This window comes from Amycolatopsis roodepoortensis, from assembly GCF_014873915.1.
Lineage (GTDB): Bacteria > Actinomycetota > Actinomycetes > Mycobacteriales > Pseudonocardiaceae > Amycolatopsis > Amycolatopsis roodepoortensis.
The window spans coordinates 1,696,919-1,714,654 of sequence record NZ_JADBEJ010000001.1; the positions used below are offsets into that span (position 1 = coordinate 1,696,919).

A 17,736-nucleotide genomic window follows, 5' to 3' on the forward strand; every position below is an offset into this window, starting at 1 on the left:
TGTGACCGCAAGCCTGAACCGGATCCGCGCCTTCCTGGCGGACCGCGAGCCGCCGACGCCGTGCCTGGTCGTCGACACCGACCTGGTCGCGGAGCGTGCGGCCGCGGTCTCGGCGGCCTTCCCGGACGCGCTGATCCGTTACGCGGTCAAGGCGAATCCGGCTCCCGAAGTCCTCGACGCGGTGGCGTCGACCGGCGCCGGATTCGACGTGGCGGGCACGGCGGAGATCGAGCTGTGCCTGTCCCGGGGCGCGCGGGCGGCGGACCTGGCCTACGGCAACACGATCAAGAAACCGGCGGACATCGCCTTCGCCCACCGGCGCGGAATCCGTGAATTCACCACGGATTCCGCCGGCGATCTGGCGAACCTGGCCGAGCACGCGCCCGGTTCGCTGGTCTCGGTCCGTCTCCTGACCGGCGGCCCGGACTCGGTCACGCCGTTCGGCGACAAGTTCGGCTGCGAGCCCGCGGTGGCCGCCGCCCTGCTCCGCCAGGTCGCGGAAGCCGGGCTGCGGCCGGGGATCGCGTTCCACGTCGGCTCGCAGCAGCCGGATCCGGCCGCCTGGGAGATCGGGATCGCGACCGCGGCCAAGGTCGCCGCCGACGCGGGCGTCGTGCTGGAGCGGCTCAACATCGGCGGCGGGTTCGCGACCGAACACCGGGAGCCCGTGCCGTCGCTGACGGACTACGCCGCGGTGATCCACGACGCCCGCCGCGAGCATCTGCCGGGGCCGGAGTTGCTGCTGGAGCCCGGTCGCGTGATCGTCGGTGACACCGGGCTCATCAGGACCGAGGTCGTCCTGGTCACGACCCGCGCCGCCGCCGACGAACGCCGCTGGGTCTACCTCGACGTCGGCAGGTACAACGGAATGGCGGAGTGCGAGAACGAAGCCGTCGCGTATCGGCTGGAGGCCGTCGGCGTCAAGGGACCGCAAGGGCCGGTGGTCCTCGCGGGACCGACCTGCGATGGTGACGACGTGCTCTACCAGCGGACGCCGTGCGCCCTGCCGATGTCGTTGAAGGCGGGCGACCGGCTGGACATCCCGGGTACCGGTGCGTACACCGCCAGCTATTCGTCCGTCGCGTTCAACGGAATCGAGCCGTTGCGTACTTATTGTGTGGGGAGGTTCGCCGATGCCGGGTGAAGTACCACTCGTCGGCCGGTTCGCCGGCCGCCATGTACTCGCGGAGTTCGAGGGGATCGAGCCGTCGTTGCTCGACGATGCCCTGCTTCTCAAGCAGACACTCGCCGAAGCGGTGACCGAGGCGGGGGCGACGGTCTGCGAAGTCGTGTCGCATTCCTTCGCCCCGCAAGGGGTCACCGTGCTCGCGCTACTGGCGGAATCGCACGCGTCGGTGCACACCTATCCGGAGATCGGCTCGGTGTTCGTGGACGTGTTCACCTGCGGGGACCGGGCTGATCCGGAACGCGCGGTCGCGCTGCTGGCGAAGATGCTGGGCGCCGGGACGGTCCGGATGTCCACAGTGGAACGAGGAGAGAAGTGATGGCGCAGCGAGTGATCGTCGAGCCGATGGGCGCGGGGCTCACCCGGAACTGGGACGTCGAGGAGGTCCTGTTCGAGGGCCGCACCGCGTTCCAGAACGTCCTCATCGGACGGACGGCGCAGGGGATCTCCCTGTTCTGCGACGACGAACGGCAGAGCACCGAGCTGAGCCAGCTCGTCTACCACGAGGCGCTGATGGTCCCGTCGCTGCTGCTCGCCGAGCGCGTCGAGCGGGTGCTGATCATCGGCTCCAGCGAAGGGGTCGCTTCCGAGCTGGCGGTCGCCGCGGGCGCCGAGGTGGTCGATCACGTCGACATCGACGCGGAAGCGGTGCGTGCCTGCGCCGAACACCTTCCCTACGGCTACACCCTCGACGATCTGGCCCGAGCCGAGCGCGGGGAGGGGAAGATCCGGATCCATTACCGCGACGGGTGGGAGTTCCTCGCCGAGGCGCGTGAACGCGGGGACTCCTACGACGTGGTCGTGATCGACCTGCCGGACGAGAACGACGATCCGGAGGCGCAGCACAACCGGTTGTACGGTACCGACTTCCTGGCCCGGTGCGCGGATCTGCTCACCGATGGCGGCGTGGTCGGGTGTCAGGCGGGCTGCCCGACGCTTTGGCGCAACCAGACGCTGATCTCGTCGTGGCGCCGGTTCACCGAGTCGTTCGGGACCGTTCTCTACTACGGTTCGGACGAGCACGAGTGGGCGTTCCTGACCGGCAGGGCGGACGCGCTCGAGGATCCCGGCGCGTTCGTCGCGGAAAAGATCGGCAAGGCGGGCATCGGGGAGTCCACAATGGACGAGGACGCGTTGAGGGCGAACACGGTCCCGCCGTTTTCGTTGCGGCGGAACTGAGAACCTTCGCCCGTTATCCCGCCGAGATCAACGGTCGTCGCCGTGCGTGACACCGTCGGTACAGGATCCTCCATCTGGTCGTTGCCGCTGGTCGCGGTGGAGGCCAGAATCGCTCGGGTGAGCAGCTGGCGAGCGGACCGGGAACCCGCGGTCTGTGCCGCCTTCGCGAGTTTGACCGCGAGTGTCGCGGAAGACCTCGGGCCGGACCGGGTGGTGGACACCTTGTCCAGCGAATGCGCGCGGCTGCTTCCGATCGCTTCCACGGAGATCTTCCTGCCGGGCCTGGAGCTCGAACGTCATCCCGCGGTGGTGGAGGAAGGGCCCGCGCGCGAGTCGTTCGAAACCGGGAACGACATCGCCGTCCACGACCTCTCCGCGGAGGTTTCGCGCTGGCCGGGTTATGCCGCCAGAATGGCGAGGAAGGGCTATGCCGCGGTTTCCGCGCTGCCGTTGCGCGCGATGGACGAAACCGTCGGTGCGATCGCCTTCCTCAGTGCCGAAACCGTGGTGCTGAGCGTCGAAGACCGCCGTCTGGGCCGGGCACTGGCCGACGTCGCGACGTCGTGTCTCCTGCAGCAGCGGGAACTGCGGCACTATCGAACGCTTTCGGAGCAGCTGCAGACCGCGCTCGACAGCCGGGTCGTCATCGAACAGGCGAAAGGCATGCTCGCCGAACGCGGCGGGGTCGACGTCGGCACCGCCTTCCATCGCTTGCGTTCCTTCGCCCGCAGCACGAACAGGAAGCTGTCGGAGGTCGCGCGCGGCGTCGTCGACGGCACGCTGGACACCCGTTAACCCCGGCCGAAACGCTGGTAGGGCCGTTGGTCACCGGAACCGGGGACTTGTCCCGGGCGACGCGTGACCGTGCGCCCTAGGGGGTGAGGCCGGCATCGGAAAGGCTTCACGCAGCAGAAGGGTGCGGTGAGGTCATGGCGTTGCTGGGAAGTCTGCGTGGGCGGGGCCGGTCGGTGCGGCTGAGCCTGCTTCCGTTGCTGGAGCTGAGGTCCGCGGCATTGGCGCTGCGGTCCGGGTACGGGCTGGCGCCCACCGGATCGGGGACGGTCTGCTTCGTCGCGGAAGGCCGTCCGGGCCGGGGGACGGATGCCGAGATCGTCGCCGGGCTCGCCGGGGATCCCGTCCGCCGCAACGTGGTCGATCACGACGCGCTCGGGCGGACGATCGTGCGCTGCTGGCGGGAGAACGGGGACCTCGGCTGGCTGCTCGACGATCTCGCCGACGTCAACGAACGGTTGGCCCAGGCCGGGTTCGCTTCCTGGTTGCTGCACACGACGGTGGACTTCGCCGAGTTGCGGGACATGCGTCATCCGAAGCTGACCATGGTCTATCGCCGGGAGCGCGGCACTTTCTACCCGTACGCGCCCCGCGGATCCAGGGGCCGGGACAGGGCGCTGGAACTGAAGATCCGCTCGTCGCTGACCCGGATCGTGCCGATGGAGTCCGACATCGGCCGGTGGCGCCCGGTGTGACCGTCGCCCGCCGGTCAGCCGGGGGCGCCGCTGAGCCAGCCGCGCAGTCGCTGGACGCGGCGGTCTCGCGGGCTCCATCCCGGCAGACGTCGCCGTGACCGCGTGGCCAGGGCGGCGCCGTCGAAATGCCGGATGGCGATGAGGACGTCGTCGAGCAGCGAAGCGTGCGTATCGGGTTTCACCACGACCCTCGGCAGCCGCTCGGGTTCGGCCGCGCCCCGTGCCCGGCGTCCGGCGGCGTGCATCCCGGGACGGCGGCGGGTCTCGCAGATTCTCGTGGTCACGTCCCGCTCACCCTTCGGTCCGATGTCGTCACGTACGACGATGGCTCACCGAGGGCCGTTCCGGTCAGCGCCGAAGGTTGTGCCGTCGAGGGCACAAAGACCCCACTCGGTCGCCAGGCGGGTACGGCGGGTCACGGGTTGGCCTCGAAACGACGGCCGGGCCGGACCCGGTGGGACAATGCGCCGGGCTTCGCGAGTTCGCACCAGGGTGAAAGCCGCCGCGGGCGGGATCGATTTCCGGGAATCCGCCGGACAATGGCCCGGCGAGACGACGATCGACGGAGAAGGTGCATGCCGAACCCGAACTCCCCGCGGCCCGTGCCCCCGGCCCCGATCCGGGTGCTGCTCGTCGAGGACCACAAGATGGTGGCCGAAGCGCTGGGCGCGGCCTTCGAGGAATTCCCGGAGATCGACCTGGTGGCGTCGGTGGAGTCCTTGGCGCACGGGATGATCGCGGCCGGGGAGCAGCTGCCGGACATCGTGCTGCTCGACCGGCGGCTGCCGGACGGCGACGGGATCGAGGCGATCGCCGGGTTCCGCGAGATCTCGCCGTCGAGCAGGGTGCTGGTGCTGACCGGCGACGCGAACAGCGCCATCGCCGCCAGGATCCTGGAGGTCGGCGGGGCGGGGCTGCTGCTGAAATCCGGTCTCCTCGACGAACTGGTCACGGCGATCCGGACCATCGCGGCGGGCGACGTGGTCATCGACCCCGAACTGCTCAGCGGCGCGCTGGCCATGCTGGCCGGCAGCCCGGGCAGGCTCGGGCCGGTGCTGACCCTGAGGGAACGACAGGTGCTGGGGCTGATCGCCGAAGGCGCGGGAACCGACCGGATCGCCGAAGAGCTGCGGCTGGCGCGGAATACCGTGCGGAATCACGTGCAGCGGATCCTGGTGAAGACCGGGACCCATTCGAAACTCGAAGCCGTGGCGCACGCGCGCAAGAATGGCCTCCTCGAACGGCCGTAGCGGCGAGACGTATCCGAGTGCCAAGCTGCACTATGGCCATGCTGCCATCGGAACAGGCGCCCGATCACCGCAGCGCTGTGCTCTTCGAGTTGTTCATGCACAGCGTCGTCGACTACGCCATTTACCTGCTGGACGTCGAGGGCCGGGTGATCAGCTGGAATCCGGGGGCGGAGCGGATCAAGGGTTATTCCGAGGAGGAGATCCTCGGCCGTCATTTCTCCGTCTTCTACACCGAGAACGACGTCGCCGACGGCAAACCCGCCGCGGAACTGCTGGTCGCCGCCGAGATGGGGAGTCACGAGGACGAGGGCTGGCGCGTCCGGCGCGACGGCGAACGGTTCTGGGCCAACACCGTGATCACCGCCTTGCGGGACGAACAGGGCGACCTCGTGGGTTTCGGCAAAGTCACCCGCGATCTCACCGAACGCCGGAAAACACTGGAGGAAAGGACCGAACGCCGTCAGGCCTTCGCGCATTTGGTCCGGGCGCAGGAAACCGAACGTCGCCGTATCGCGTGGGATGTTCACGACGATTCCATTCAGTCGATGATCGCGGTGAGCATGCGGTTGCAGATGCTCGCCGCGCAACGCCGGGATCCCGCACTGAAGCAACTCGACGAAGCGATTCAAGGGGCGATCCGGCGATTGCGGATCCTCGTCGCCCAATTGCGGCCGCCCGCGTTGAACGACGAGGATCTGATCGCTTCCGTCCGCGACTATCTCGACGAGGTCGTCGCGGGCTGGGGCCTCGAATGCACGCTGCGGCACGACCTCGCGGTCCGGCCGCCGCCCGATCTCGTCGTCACCGCCTTCCGGATCCTGCAGGAGGCGTTGGTGAACGTGCGTAAACACGCGAACGCCACCTCCGTCGTGGTCTCGCTGACCGGGCAGGACGGCGGTCTGCTGGTGACGGTCGCCGACGACGGCGACGGCATGAAACCGGACGGCGAGAGCGGGCACGAAACGTTGTCGGGCGAGCACATCGGCATGGCGTCGATGCGTGAACGTGCCGAAGCGGCGGAAGGCTGGTTCCGGATCTCCAGCAGACCCGGCGAAGGTACGTCGGTGACCTTCTGGATTCCGCTGGGCCCTCCCCGCGGGTAGGCAGAACGAAGGAGACATCCCGATGCCGGAACCGGGAAGCAAGCGTGGATCGCGAGAGACCGCCCGGGCCGCCGGGGCGATCGACGACCAGGGCCTGCAGCGCCTGCTGGAGGGGCTGAAAGCCGTCCGCGACGGTGATTTCAGCACCCGGCTGCCTCAGGTGGACGACGTCCTGATGGACGAGATGGCGCTCGTCTTCAACGGGATGGTCGATCAGCTGGCGCTGTTCACCTCCGAGGTCACGCGGGTCGCGCGCGAGGTGGGGACCGACGGGAAGCTCGGCGGACAGGCGGCGGTGCCCTCGGTTTCGGGGACGTGGAAGGACCTCACCGATTCGGTGAACGCGATGGCGGGCAACCTCACCGGCCAGGTCCGCGACATCGCCGAGGTCGCGACGGCGGTGGCGAAGGGTGATCTGTCGCAGAAGATCACCGTCGACGTCAAGGGCGAGATGCTCGAGTTGAAGAACACGATCAACACGATGGTGGATCAGTTGTCGTCGTTCGCGGACGAGGTGACGCGGGTGGCGCGCGAGGTCGGCAGCGAAGGACGGCTCGGCGGGCAGGCCGAAGTCCCCGGGGTGGCGGGGACCTGGCGGGATCTGACGACGTCGGTGAACTTCATGGCGGGCAACCTGACCGATCAGGTGCGGTCGATCGCCGAGGTCACCACGGCCGTGGCGAAAGGCGACCTGTCGCAGAAGATCACCGTGGACGCGCGGGGCGAGATCCTGGAGTTGAAGAACACGATCAACACGATGGTGGATCAGTTGTCGTCGTTCGCTGACGAGGTCACGCGGGTGGCGCGCGAGGTCGGCACCGAAGGAGCGCTCGGCGGGCAGGCCCAGGTTCCCGGGGTCGCCGGCACTTGGCGGGATCTGACGACGTCGGTGAACTTCATGGCCGGCAACCTCACCGCGCAGGTCCGCTCCATCGCCCAGGTGGCCACAGCGGTGGCGAAAGGTGACTTGTCGCAGAAGATCACCGTGGACGCGCGGGGCGAGATCCTGGAGTTGAAGAACACGATCAACACGATGGTGGATCAGTTGTCGTCGTTCGCCGACGAGGTCACGCGGGTCGCGCGGGAGGTCGGTACCGAGGGGCGGCTGGGTGGTCAGGCGGACGTCAAGGGTGTGTCGGGGACGTGGAAGGGCCTGACCGAATCGGTGAACGTCATGGCCGACAACCTGACCGATCAGGTGCGGTCGATCGCCGAGGTCACCACGGCGGTCGCGAAAGGCGATCTGTCGCAGAAGATCCGCGTCGACGCCCGCGGCGAGATCCTGGAACTCAAGGACACCATCAACACGATGGTCGGCCAGTTGTCGTCGTTCGCCGACGAGGTCACACGGGTCGCCCGCGAGGTCGGTACCGAGGGGCGGCTGGGTGGTCAGGCGGACGTCAAGGGTGTGTCGGGGACGTGGAAGGGCCTGACCGAATCGGTCAATGTCATGGCCGACAACCTGACCGACCAGGTGCGGTCCATCGCCCAGGTCGCGACCGCGGTCGCCAGGGGAGATCTGTCGCAGAAGATCACCGTCGAGGCCAAGGGCGAGGTCGCCGCGCTCGCGCAGACGATCAACACCATGGTCGACACGCTGTCGGCCTTCGCGGACGAGGTCACGCGGGTGGCGCGCGAGGTCGGCACCGAGGGCATCCTCGGCGGGCAGGCGAGGGTGCCGAACGTCGCCGGAACCTGGAAGGACCTCACCGACAACGTCAACTCGATGGCGAACAACCTCACCGGCCAGGTCCGCAACATCGCGCAGGTGACCACCGCGGTCGCGCAGGGCGACCTGTCCCGCAAGATCGACGTCGACGCGAGGGGCGAGATCCTGGAACTCAAGACCACCATCAACACGATGGTGGACCAGCTTTCCGCGTTCGCCGCGGAGGTCACCCGCGTCGCGCGCGAGGTCGGCAGTGAGGGGCGGCTCGGCGGCCAGGCCGAGGTCGAAGGCGTTTCGGGCACCTGGAAGCGGCTGACGGAGAACGTCAACGAGCTGGCCGGGAACCTGACCCGCCAGGTCCGGGCGATCGCCGAGGTCACCAGCGCGGTGGCCACCGGCGACCTCACCCGGTCGATCTCCGTCGAGGCGCAGGGCGAGGTCGCGGAGCTGAAGGACAACATCAACGCGATGGTCCAGTCGCTGCGCGAGACGACGCGGGCGAACGAGGAACAGGACTGGCTCAACACCAACCTGGCGCGGATCTCCGGCCTCATGCAGGGGCACCGGGACCTGCGGGTGGTGGCCACGCTCATCATGAACGAGCTGACCCCGCTCGTCGGCGCCCAGCACGGGACGCTGTTCCTCACCGAATCCGGTGAACACGGCACCCGGCTGCGGCTGATCACCAGCTACGGGCACAGCGAGGACCCGGACACGCCCTCGGATTTCGCGATGGGGCAGTCGCTGATCGGCCAGGCCGCGCAGACCAAGAAACCGATCGTGGTCGACCGGACGCCGCCGGGTTTCGTGAAGATCTCGTCGAGCCTCGGCTCCGCCCCGCCGGTCACCCTGATCGTGTTGCCGATCGTCTTCGAGGACCAGGTGCTCGGCGTCATCGAACTGGCCTCGTTCGGCGAATTCACCGCCGTCCGCAAGGATTTCCTCGAACAACTGATGGAGACCATCGGGGTCAACGTCAACACGATCATCGCCAACGCGCGGACCGACTCCCTGCTGGAGGAGTCCCAGCGGCTCGCCGAGGAACTGCAGGCCCGCTCCGAGGAGCTTCAGGCGCAGCAGGCGAAACTCCAGGTGTCCAACGCGGAACTGGAGGAGAAGGCCGAACTCCTCGCGCGGCAGAACCGCGACATCGAGGTGAAGAACTTCGAAATCGAGCAGGCACGTCAGGAAATCGAAGAACGCGCACAGCAGCTGGCGCTGGCCTCGAAGTACAAGTCGGAGTTCCTGGCGAACATGTCGCACGAACTCCGCACGCCGTTGACCAGCCTGCTGATCCTCGCCGGGGTCCTCTCGCAGAACTCGACCCAGAACCTGACGCCCAAACAGGTCGAGTTCGCCAAGGTGATCCAGTCCGCGGGCACCGACCTGCTGCAGCTGATCAACGACATCCTCGACCTGTCGAAGGTCGAGGCGGGCAAGATGGACATCCACCACGAGCCGTTCCCGCTGCGGCAGCTGCTCGACTACGTCGGCACGACGTTCCGGCCGCTGACCGCGGAGAAGGGGCTCGACTTCCAGGTCACCGTCGAACCCAACGTGCCGGAACTGCTCTTCACCGACGAACAGCGGCTCCGGCAGGTCCTGCGGAACCTGCTGTCGAACGCGGTCAAGTTCACCGAACGCGGCAGCGTCGAACTGCGGGTCAAACTGGTCGACACCGTCGTTTCGCCGTCGGGCGCGCTCCCGCACGAAGCGCTGGTGGCGTTCAGTGTCATCGACACCGGGATCGGGATCGCCGAGGAGAACCTCGAATCGATCTTCGGGGCCTTCCAGCAGGCCGACGGCACCACCAGCCGCAAGTACGGCGGCACCGGGCTCGGCCTGTCGATCAGCCGTGAGGTCGCGTACCTGCTCGGCGGGGAGATCCGGGCGGACAGCGTGCTGGGGACGGGCAGTACGTTCACCCTCTACCTGCCGGTGGCCAGGTTCGCCGCACCCGCGACCCTCGACGAGTCCACTGTGGACAACGTCGGCGCGGAGCGGCGGGTGCTGGTCGTGGAGGACGAACGGAACAGCCTGCTGACCCTGCTCGCGCGCGGTGTCGCGGCCGACGTCGCGGACAGCCACGGCTCGGTCCAGGTCCGGGCGGTGGCCGATCCGGTGGAGGCGTACGAGGAGGTGAAGCGCGAAAGCTATCGGTGCGTCGTGCTCGACACCAGCATTCCCGGCACGAGCGCGCTGACATTCCTCAAACGGCTCGCGGAGGGGCCGGGCCCCGTCGAGGTCCCGGTGCTGGCGCACGCGACCCGCAAGCTCAGCGCGGCACAGGAGCGATTGCTGCACGGGCACGCGAAGGTGCATCCGGTCGAGCTGCTGCCGTCGCTGGACATGCTGCGGGAACGCATCATGTTGCACATCTCGGCCAGCGAGCTCGAAGGCATCCTGCCGCTGATGCAGCAGCCCGAGGAGACGGTGCCGTCGCCGGACCGGCCGTCCGGCCTGCCCGCCGGACGGCCTCGGCTCCAGGGCCGCAAGGTGCTGCTCGTCGACGACGATCCCCGCAACGTGTACGCGATCTCGGGGATGCTCGAACTGCACGGACTGTCGGTCGTGCACGCGCCCAACGGCCGCAAGGGCATCGAGGAACTGCTGGCCGACGACGGTATCGACCTGATACTGATGGACGTGATGATGCCCGAGATGGACGGCCACGCGACGACCGCCGCGATCCGCGAGATGCCGAAGTTCGCCGGCCTGCCGATCATCACGGTGACCGCGAAGGCGATGGAGGGGGACCGGGAGAAGAGCCTCGCCGCCGGGGCGAGCGACTACGTCACCAAACCCGTGAACGCGGAGGAACTGCTGGCGTGCATGGAACGCTGGCTCGCGGAGTGAACGGTGGGCTACTCGGTCCCGTTGGCGCCGCTCGCGCAGACGCGGCGGATGGCCGCGACGATCTCCGTGTTGGGGCTGCCCTTCACGAGGTATTCGGTGACACCCGCGGACGCCATCTGGGCGATGGACCGGGTGTCGCTGTGCGCGGAGAACGCCATCAGCCGCGTATGGGGCACCCGCCGCCGGATCTCCCGCGCCATCCACGCGCCGCCCCCGCCGGGGATCCGCACGTCCAGCAGCGCGACCTCCGGGACCAGCAGCTCCGCGAGCGCGACCGCTTCTCCGGCGTCGACCGCGACGGCGACCACCTCGATGTCCGGTTCGGATTCCAAGAGGGCCCGCAGGGCGTCCCCGATGACCGGGTTGTCGTCCGCGACGAGCACCCGGAGCCTGGGGGGCGGCGTTCGGTTCATCACCCGGTCCGAGCCCGCGCGGTCTGCGGTGCCGGTGGTGGTCGCGGGCCCCCCGCCGAACTTGGCGTGACTCAGCAAGAGATCCGGCGGTCGCCCTCGCCCGGCTGCTCGATGAGCTTCCTGGCGACGTCGTGGATCTTCATGTTGTTGTTGCGGCAGAACGACCGCAGCAGTTCGAACGCCGCGTCGACGTCGATCTGGTACCGCTCGGCGAGGATCCCCTTCGCCTGTTCGATGGGAAGCCGGTTGTCGAGCGCGTACTGGAGCTGCTCGGCGCGGGCACGGTAGAAGCGGATGCGATCGCGCATGGCCACGAGGTCGTCGGCCGGGTCGGGGGATCCGGCCGGAGGGGCCGTCGAAAGCGTGGTCTCGGACATGAGGTCGATCGTCGCAGCGGCCGGATTGCTCCGGAAGAAGAGAACGTCCTGACTCGAATGATGCAAATGGACCTGGTCCGGCCGGTGGCGGCCACTCGAACGGGCGCCGAACAGGGCCCTTTGGCCTGTCGCAGTGACCGGCCGTGCGCCGTACGCTCATAGCCGAGGGGGAAACCGTGGAGGTCGGAATGCTCCGGGTGTTTCTGGTCGACGATCACGAGGTGGTCCGTCGCGGGGTCGCGGACATGCTCGAGGAGGACGCCTGCCTGTGCGTCGTCGGTCAGGCCGCCACGTTTTCCCAAGCGCTGGCGAGGATCCCGGCGTTGCGGCCGGATGTCGCCGTGCTCGACGTGCGGCTGCCGGACGGCAACGGCGTCGAACTCGCCCGCGAACTGCGCTCCAAGATGCCCGAGCTGAAATGCCTGATGCTCACGTCCTACACCGACGAGCAGGCGATGCTGGACGCGATCATGGCGGGCGCGAGCGGATACGTCATCAAGGACATCCGGGGGATGGACCTGGTGGCGGCCGTCAAGGAGGTCGGCCTCGGCCGGTCGTTGCTGGACACGCGGGCCGCCGCGACGCTGATGGCGAAGTTCCGCGACGACGCGGTCAAGAAGGGGCCGCTCGCCGGGCTTTCCGACCAGGAACGCACCCTGCTGGAACTGATCGGCGAGGGACTGACCAACCGGCAGATCGCCGAGCGGATGTTCCTCGCGGAGAAGACCGTGAAGAACTACGTGTCCCGGCTGCTGACGAAACTCGGGATGCAGCGGCGGACCCAGGCGGCCGTGCTGGCCACGGAACTGCGGCGGCAGTGAAGGCTCTGTCCTGGCTCACGCGGAGATGAGCGTGTCGAGCAGCATGTCCTCCAGCGGGCGCCGCGGCGTCCACGGCAGCCGCGACCCGTAGCCGAGCCGCAGCAGCACCTGCGGCCACACCCCGCAGCCGAGGAGCCGCCGGAGTTCGGCGCGTGCCCCGCGGACCATGATCGGCGGCGAGATGAACGACGCGTCCAGGCCCGCGGAGGTCGCGGTCAGCAGAACCCGTTGCAGCGCCTGGCCGGCTTGCAGCCGGTCGAGCCGTTCGTCGGTCAGCGAACCGATCACCACCACGAGGGGAAGTGGCAGCGTGCCGCTGTGGCCTTCGCCGAATTCGTCGAGGAGCCAGCTTTCGTCGATGGGGGAGCCCTCGGTCGCGTAGGACGGCACTCCGTCGCGAGTGCTCGCGGCCAGCCCGGTCCAGCGGCCGAGTTCGGCGAGGAACGCCGGGTCGGAGAGCTGCTCGCGCCGGGCGCGGGAGGTGAGGTCGTGCAGCAGATGGCACTGGTCCGCGTCGAGGCTCGACATCCACGCGTGCTCCAGCTCGGTCGCGTGGCGGAGCGCGGTGAGCGTGGGTTCCGGGACCGCGTTGGACAGGAAGGGCCGCCGGTTGGTCCGCCGTCGGGGGATCGCACGCGCGAGCCGGACGACCTTCGGATCAGGCGTGCGCTCGGCGAGCGGGCGGACGACGGCCAGCAGATCGGGATCGGCGCGGCTCGGCATCAGCGTCGTCGCCGGATGGAAGCCCAGTGCGTGAATCGCCGTCCGAAGGGTGAACAGGGCCGCGCCGCACGAGAGAACGATTTCCCGGCCGTCCGGATCAGTGGCGGGCAGGAGCCGGCGCGGATCGGAGTGGATTTCAATTCCGGTGGCGGTGCACCGGAAGAGCCACGGCTGGGTGTTGTGCGTCGACGGGGCCAGCGTCGCCGACCGGAGCACCGAATTCACCTGTTCGGAGTTCAAACGGCCGACCCTGGTGACTTGTATGGTCATGGTTTCCCCCGCCGCCGCGCCACGGGCAATAAGGTTGTCTCGTGAAACGGTCCCCGCCCGCGGTGCGGGGCCGAAAGAGGAGAAAGTCACCACGGCAGCAAGTCGTCCCGATCTTCGGAGGCGCGGCAGGATGTCGGCTCATGACCGGCTGGGCGGAAACGACGACCGGATCACGGGCGCCCTTTCCCAGCTGCGGATTCGTGAGGTGCTGCGGGATCTGCAGGACCGCGTCGAACGGCTCGTCGGCACCCGCGACAAGATGGACGGCCTGCTCGAAGCGGTGCTCGCGGTCGCCTCGGGGCTGGAGCTGGACGCGACGCTGCGCCGGATCGTGCAGGCGGCCATCGATCTCGGCGAAGCCACTTATGGCGCGCTGGGGGTGATAGCGGACGACGGTTCCCTCGCCGAATTCGTCTACCTCGGTATCGACGGCGAGACGAAGGAACAGATCGGGCATCTCCCGAAGGGGCACGGGCTGCTGGGTTTCGTCATCGACGAGGCGAAACCGGTGCGGCTGGCCGACATCTCGCGGCATCCCGCGTCGGCCGGGTTCCCGCCGCGCCATCCGCCGATGAGCTCGTTCCTCGGTGTGCCGATCCGGGTGCGCGACGAAGTGTTCGGGAATCTCTACCTCACCGAGAAACGCGGGGAGAATTTCACCGAGGACGACGAGGTGGTCGTCCAGGCCCTCGCCGCCGCGGCCGGGATCGCGATCGAGAACGCCCATCTCTACGAGCGGGCGCGGATCCGCCAACAGTGGCAGGCCGCCACCAGCGAGGTGACCACGGAACTGCTGGGCGGCACCGACCCGGTGGACGCGCTCAACCTGATCGCGGGCCGGGCCCTGGAACTCACCGGTTCCGACCTCACTTTGCTGGCACTGCCCGGTTCCGGCAGGCTCGACGTCGGCCCGGACGAAGAGGAAGAGGCCGGCGAACTCACGATCGCCGTCTGCGCGGGCACGCGGGCGGCGGAGCTGACCGGGACACGGATCGAGGTCGCCACCTCGTTGCCGGGGGCGGTCTACCGCGACCGGACCCCGCGCAGCGTGCCCGAACTCGCGCTCGGCGCCGAGGAGGAGCTGCGCTTCGGGCCGACGCTCGTGGTGCCGCTACGGGCGCGGGAGCGGACCTCCGGCGTGCTGATGGCGGTCCGGAATCCGGGTGCCGTCCCCTTCGAGCTCTCCCAGCTGCCGGTGGTGGCCTCGTTCGCCGACCAGGCCGCGCTGGCGCTGCAACTGGCGGCGCGGCAGCGCACCGCGAGGGAACTCGACGTGCTCGCCGACCGCGACCGGATCGCCAGGGAACTGCACGACCACGTGATCCAGCGGCTGTTCGCGGTCGGGCTCGCCATGCAGAGCACCCACCGCCGGGCGGACTCGCCGGAACTGCGGCGGCGGATCGGCGAGAGCATCGACCAGATGCACGAGATCGTGCACGAGATCCGCACGGCGATCTTCGATCTCCACGGTGGCGAGGCCGGCCAGCAGGGAGTGCGGCTGCGGCACCGGCTCTACGACTCGATCACCGAACTCACCGACGACACGCCCATCCACCCGACGGTCAGCCTGTCCGGGCCGCTCGACTCCATGCCGCTCGCGTTCGCCGAACACGCCGAAGCGGTGGTGCGGGAAACGGTCGGCAACGTGGCCCGGCACGCGCGGGCGAGCGGGGTTTCGGTGAGCGTGGCGGTGAAGGACGACGTTCTGCGGATCGTCGTCACCGACGACGGCACCGGTATCGGCGGTGAGCCCGTCGAGCCCGGCGGGCTGCGGAACCTGCGCGATCGCGCGGAGAAGGCGGGCGGAGCCTTCCGGGCGGAGACGCGGAAAGAGGGCGGAACCAGGATCGAGTGGTCCGCCCCCTTGCGCTGACCGCGGTCAGTTCGTCGACTGCGTGGTGAGGACCCCGTCGACTTCGACCGAGCGGGCGACGTCGGAGGCGACGGTCTCCAGCAGTTCGGCGGTGAGGTCCGAAAGCGCCCGCGTCACCGCGAGGTACGAGCCGATCTGGGAGGCCGAGCCGTTTCTCAGCCCGGCTTCCGCGATTCCTACACCGACGAACTCGCCGCCGTCTTCGAGCCGGAGCAACGCTTCCGCGCGCACCCGGTACGGCTCGTGCTGCAGGGACACGTCGATCGTCCACTTGTCCGTCATCGTCGGCTCCGTTCCGGTCATCGAGACTCCCATCACCGCCGTTCGTGGCACAGGGTCCTAAGTCCTCGCTCCCGCGAATCGGGGGCGAAAGTCCTCGGAAGTCGTGACCGGCGGCCGCTGCGGTCGCCGGGTACCCCGGCCGAAGGTGGACCAACCCTCGTCTTCCGGAGAGAGGCCACGATGAAGATCCCGCTGCCGACCCATGTCGACCAGGCGGTGGCGGCCGCCGTCCGCGCGCCGTCCCCGCTCAACACCCAGCCGTGGCGGTTCGTCGCCGACCGGGACCGGATCGAGGTGTGGCTCGACCGCACGAGGGTGCTCCGGATCGCCGACCCGGACGCCCGCGAGGCGCGGCTGTCGTGCGGCGCGGCGATGTTCAACCTGATGATTTCGTTGCGATCCAACGGCAAGACCCTTTCGCTGCGGGTGATGCCGAAGCCGGACGAGCCGGATCTGCTCGCCGAACTCGAGATCGACGGCGACCGGTTCTCCTCGCCGGAGGAGCGACGGCTGGCCGAAGTCGTCTTCCGCCGTCACACGAACCGCCGTCCGTTCCTGGACCGGCCGGTGCCCCTGTGGGCGCGGACGACGCTGCGGGCGGCCGCGCTCGTGGAAGGCGGGCTGCTGGAGCTGTTCGGGCGTGGTGACCGGGCGAACGCGGTCGCCCGCGTGCTGCACCGGGCCGAAACCGCACAGGCACGCAACGGAGCGTTCCAGGCGGAGGTCGCGTTGTGGACCAGGCGGACGCCGCACGCGCCGGACGGCGTCCCGGCTCCGACCAGGCCGCCGTCACCCCATCCCGTTCCCGCGCAGGAGCCCTTCTTCACCGCCGAGCCCGAGGGCGGTGATCCAGTGCTCGGCGCGGTGCTGACCGCGGACGGCGGACCGGCCGCGGATCTGCGGGCGGGAATGGTGCTGCAGCGGGTCCTGCTGACGGCGACGGCCGCCGGCCTCGCGACGTCGTTCGTCGGCAGGCCGTTCGAAACCCCCGAGACGCGGGCCGCGATGGACCGGATCTTCGCCGACCTCGGCCGGCCGCACGCCATGGTTCGCTTCGGGTACGGCCGCCCGGTGCCGATGACCGCCCGCCGCGAGGTCGGTGAAGTCCTGCTCCGGCGGTCCGAGGCGAGCCTCTGATCCGGGGTCATCTCGTCGACATCCACGTTTCGGGCCGCCGCCACCCACCCGTCACCCGGGGCGGGTTCGGTCTCCCTTATGAAGATCATGCGGAAATCCTGGGTGGCGCTGGTCATCGCTGGCCTCTCGGTCGCGGCGTCCGCGCCGGCGGTGGCGGACGCCGGCGCACGCGATCGCGGTTCGATCGTCATCACCGAGCAGGCGTCCAAGCGGATCCTGGTCCTGCCCGCCGACCGGGCCTCCTGGCGGGACCGGAAGGTGAGCTGGGCGTGGGCGCCGAACGCCGCCAACGGCCTGGCGGATCTGGCGGGTTCGTGGAGCAACCCGAGCGACGCGAAGCTCGCCGAGCGAGGCGGAGAGAAGTACCTGCTGACGTCGGCGTCGGGCGGTTTCGCCGCCGTCGTACCGTATCCGGCCGGTGACCGGGCGTACTGGGCGGCGAACGTGGGCGGGCCCGCCAACCCGCACAGCATCGAACTGCTGCCGGACGGGAACGTCGCCGTGGCGGCCAGCACCGGCGGCTGGGTGCGGATCTACACCGCTTCGCAGGGGCAGCGTTCGACGACCTACACCGAGTACCGGCTGGTGGGGGCGCACGGCGTGGTGTGGGACGCCGGCCGGAACGTGTTGTGGGCGCTGGGCACGGACGCGCTCGTCGCGTTGACCGTCGGCGGCACGCCCGCCGCGCCGGTGCTCACCGAGCAGCGCTCCGTGCCGGTGCCGACGAAGGGCGGGCACGATCTCCAGCCGGTCCCGGGACGGCCGGATCTGCTGTGGGTGACCAACGAAACGGGGGTGTACCAGTTCTCGAAGACGAGCGGCGGGTTCACCCAGCGCTACGCGGGCGCGCGGGAGATCGACCGGCCGCATGTGAAGAGTGTGTCGACGAACCCCCGGACCGGGCAGGTCGTGACCGCCTCGGTGCAGGACGGGCACCTGTGCACGTGGTGCACGGACACCGTCCGGCTGGCCTTTCCACGCGCCGAGCTGGCGCTGCACGGCGCGTGGATCTACAAGGCCCGCTGGTGGATCGGTTGAGCTGAACTTCCGTGTCGGTACCGGCCGTTCGGGGGGCTTTACGGCCGGTACCGACACACCAGAGAAGAGGGG

17 protein-coding genes are annotated in these 17,736 nt (G+C 69.2%); 12 read left to right on the forward strand and 5 right to left on the reverse strand.

Features of this window, described 5'->3' with window-relative positions:
• The first annotated feature begins 1 nt into the window (after position 1).
• From H4W30_RS07760 to pspAB, 5 genes are all read left to right on the forward strand, one after another.
• Complete coding sequence (locus H4W30_RS07760; RefSeq protein ID WP_192742140.1) at positions 2 to 1,144, forward strand: type III PLP-dependent enzyme; 1,143 nt, start codon at positions 2 to 4, stop codon at positions 1,142 to 1,144.
• Positions 1,134 to 1,505, forward strand: coding sequence for an adenosylmethionine decarboxylase (gene speD / locus H4W30_RS07765; protein WP_192742141.1), 372 nt, complete (start codon positions 1,134 to 1,136; stop codon positions 1,503 to 1,505). Before H4W30_RS07760 ends, speD begins: the two co-directional genes overlap by 11 nt.
• Positions 1,505 to 2,365 carry a spermidine synthase gene (locus tag H4W30_RS07770; protein WP_192742142.1) on the forward strand — a complete coding sequence of 287 codons (861 nt, stop codon included), beginning with the start codon at positions 1,505 to 1,507 and terminating at the stop codon, positions 2,363 to 2,365. Before speD ends, H4W30_RS07770 begins: the two co-directional genes overlap by 1 nt.
• A 117-nt stretch (positions 2,366 to 2,482) precedes the next feature.
• Positions 2,483 to 3,160: a GAF and ANTAR domain-containing protein gene (locus tag H4W30_RS07775; protein WP_318780558.1), complete on the forward strand. Its 678-nt coding sequence runs from the start codon at positions 2,483 to 2,485 to the stop codon at positions 3,158 to 3,160.
• A gap of 134 nt (positions 3,161 to 3,294) precedes the next feature.
• Entirely contained in the window at positions 3,295 to 3,852 is a 558-nt protein-coding gene (pspAB, locus tag H4W30_RS07780) for a PspA-associated protein PspAB (RefSeq protein ID WP_225948815.1), read from the forward strand.
• 14 nt (positions 3,853 to 3,866) lie between these two features.
• On the opposite strand, the gene H4W30_RS07785 is transcribed toward pspAB, so the two are convergent.
• Complete coding sequence (locus H4W30_RS07785) at positions 3,867 to 4,136, reverse strand: hypothetical protein (protein ID WP_192742143.1); 270 nt, start codon at positions 4,134 to 4,136, stop codon at positions 3,867 to 3,869.
• A 291-nt stretch (positions 4,137 to 4,427) separates the two neighbouring features.
• Between H4W30_RS07785 and H4W30_RS07790 the strand changes: the two genes are divergently transcribed.
• The 3 genes from H4W30_RS07790 to H4W30_RS07800 are packed head-to-tail and all read left to right on the forward strand — an operon-like array spanning position 4,428 to position 10,730.
• Positions 4,428 to 5,102 (forward strand): response regulator, encoded by a 675-nt coding sequence (locus tag H4W30_RS07790; RefSeq protein WP_192742144.1) that lies wholly within the window; start codon positions 4,428 to 4,430, stop codon positions 5,100 to 5,102.
• A gap of 32 nt (positions 5,103 to 5,134) precedes the next feature.
• A complete protein-coding gene (locus H4W30_RS07795) occupies positions 5,135 to 6,205 on the forward strand; it encodes a PAS domain-containing sensor histidine kinase (RefSeq protein WP_378234881.1) in 1,071 nt (356 codons plus the stop codon).
• 22 nt (positions 6,206 to 6,227) lie between these two features.
• Complete coding sequence (locus H4W30_RS07800; RefSeq protein ID WP_192742145.1) at positions 6,228 to 10,730, forward strand: HAMP domain-containing protein; 4,503 nt, start codon at positions 6,228 to 6,230, stop codon at positions 10,728 to 10,730.
• An 8-nt stretch (positions 10,731 to 10,738) separates the two neighbouring features.
• Here H4W30_RS07800 and H4W30_RS07805 read toward each other — a convergent pair whose 3' ends face one another.
• Together H4W30_RS07805 and H4W30_RS07810 are read right to left on the reverse strand one after the other, a co-directional pair.
• Positions 10,739 to 11,143 (reverse strand): response regulator, encoded by a 405-nt coding sequence (locus H4W30_RS07805; protein WP_225948817.1) that lies wholly within the window; start codon positions 11,141 to 11,143, stop codon positions 10,739 to 10,741.
• 71 nt (positions 11,144 to 11,214) lie between these two features.
• Positions 11,215 to 11,520 carry an ANTAR domain-containing protein gene (locus H4W30_RS07810; RefSeq protein WP_192742146.1) on the reverse strand — a complete coding sequence of 102 codons (306 nt, stop codon included), beginning with the start codon at positions 11,518 to 11,520 and terminating at the stop codon, positions 11,215 to 11,217.
• A gap of 188 nt (positions 11,521 to 11,708) precedes the next feature.
• Here H4W30_RS07810 and H4W30_RS07815 point away from each other — a divergent pair, with 188 nt between their 5' ends.
• On the forward strand, positions 11,709 to 12,341 hold the full coding sequence (locus H4W30_RS07815; RefSeq protein WP_192742147.1) for a response regulator: 633 nt from the start codon (positions 11,709 to 11,711) through the stop codon (positions 12,339 to 12,341).
• 15 nt (positions 12,342 to 12,356) lie between these two features.
• On the opposite strand, the gene H4W30_RS07820 is transcribed toward H4W30_RS07815, so the two are convergent.
• Positions 12,357 to 13,334, reverse strand: a complete 978-nt coding sequence (locus tag H4W30_RS07820; protein WP_192742148.1) for an Acg family FMN-binding oxidoreductase — start codon at positions 13,332 to 13,334, stop codon at positions 12,357 to 12,359.
• Positions 13,335 to 13,464: 130 nt separating this feature from the next.
• On the opposite strand from H4W30_RS07820, the gene H4W30_RS07825 reads away from it, so the two are divergent.
• Positions 13,465 to 15,207: a sensor histidine kinase gene (locus H4W30_RS07825; protein ID WP_192742149.1), complete on the forward strand. Its 1,743-nt coding sequence runs from the start codon at positions 13,465 to 13,467 to the stop codon at positions 15,205 to 15,207.
• Positions 15,208 to 15,213: 6 nt separating this feature from the next.
• On the opposite strand, the gene H4W30_RS07830 is transcribed toward H4W30_RS07825, so the two are convergent.
• A complete protein-coding gene (locus H4W30_RS07830; protein ID WP_192742150.1) occupies positions 15,214 to 15,510 on the reverse strand; it encodes a dsRBD fold-containing protein in 297 nt (98 codons plus the stop codon).
• 159 nt (positions 15,511 to 15,669) lie between these two features.
• On the opposite strand from H4W30_RS07830, the gene H4W30_RS07835 reads away from it, so the two are divergent.
• Positions 15,670 to 16,626: an Acg family FMN-binding oxidoreductase gene (locus H4W30_RS07835; RefSeq protein ID WP_192742151.1), complete on the forward strand. Its 957-nt coding sequence runs from the start codon at positions 15,670 to 15,672 to the stop codon at positions 16,624 to 16,626.
• 78 nt (positions 16,627 to 16,704) lie between these two features.
• Positions 16,705 to 17,664, forward strand: a complete 960-nt coding sequence (locus H4W30_RS07840) for a DUF6528 family protein (protein ID WP_192742152.1) — start codon at positions 16,705 to 16,707, stop codon at positions 17,662 to 17,664.
• The last annotated feature ends 72 nt before the right edge of the window (positions 17,665 to 17,736 follow it).

Bases quoted from the DNA above. Each gene is read 5' to 3' on its own strand.
- speD (WP_192742141.1), top strand. From the start codon at position 1,134: ATGCCGGGTGAAGTACCACTCGTCGGCCGGTTCGCCGGCCGCCATGTA.
- H4W30_RS07770 (WP_192742142.1), top strand. From the start codon at position 1,505: ATGGCGCAGCGAGTGATCGTCGAGCCGATGGGCGCGGGGCTCACCCGG.
- pspAB (WP_225948815.1), top strand. From the start codon at position 3,295: ATGGCGTTGCTGGGAAGTCTGCGTGGGCGGGGCCGGTCGGTGCGGCTG.
- H4W30_RS07790 (WP_192742144.1), top strand. From the start codon at position 4,428: ATGCCGAACCCGAACTCCCCGCGGCCCGTGCCCCCGGCCCCGATCCGG.
- H4W30_RS07795 (WP_378234881.1), top strand. From the start codon at position 5,135: ATGGCCATGCTGCCATCGGAACAGGCGCCCGATCACCGCAGCGCTGTG.
- H4W30_RS07800 (WP_192742145.1), top strand. From the start codon at position 6,228: ATGCCGGAACCGGGAAGCAAGCGTGGATCGCGAGAGACCGCCCGGGCC.
- H4W30_RS07805 (WP_225948817.1), bottom strand. From the start codon at position 11,143: ATGAACCGAACGCCGCCCCCCAGGCTCCGGGTGCTCGTCGCGGACGAC.
- H4W30_RS07810 (WP_192742146.1), bottom strand. From the start codon at position 11,520: ATGTCCGAGACCACGCTTTCGACGGCCCCTCCGGCCGGATCCCCCGAC.
- H4W30_RS07815 (WP_192742147.1), top strand. From the start codon at position 11,709: ATGCTCCGGGTGTTTCTGGTCGACGATCACGAGGTGGTCCGTCGCGGG.
- H4W30_RS07820 (WP_192742148.1), bottom strand. From the start codon at position 13,334: ATGACCATACAAGTCACCAGGGTCGGCCGTTTGAACTCCGAACAGGTG.
- H4W30_RS07825 (WP_192742149.1), top strand. From the start codon at position 13,465: ATGTCGGCTCATGACCGGCTGGGCGGAAACGACGACCGGATCACGGGC.
- H4W30_RS07830 (WP_192742150.1), bottom strand. From the start codon at position 15,510: ATGACCGGAACGGAGCCGACGATGACGGACAAGTGGACGATCGACGTG.
- H4W30_RS07835 (WP_192742151.1), top strand. From the start codon at position 15,670: ATGAAGATCCCGCTGCCGACCCATGTCGACCAGGCGGTGGCGGCCGCC.
- H4W30_RS07840 (WP_192742152.1), top strand. From the start codon at position 16,705: ATGAAGATCATGCGGAAATCCTGGGTGGCGCTGGTCATCGCTGGCCTC.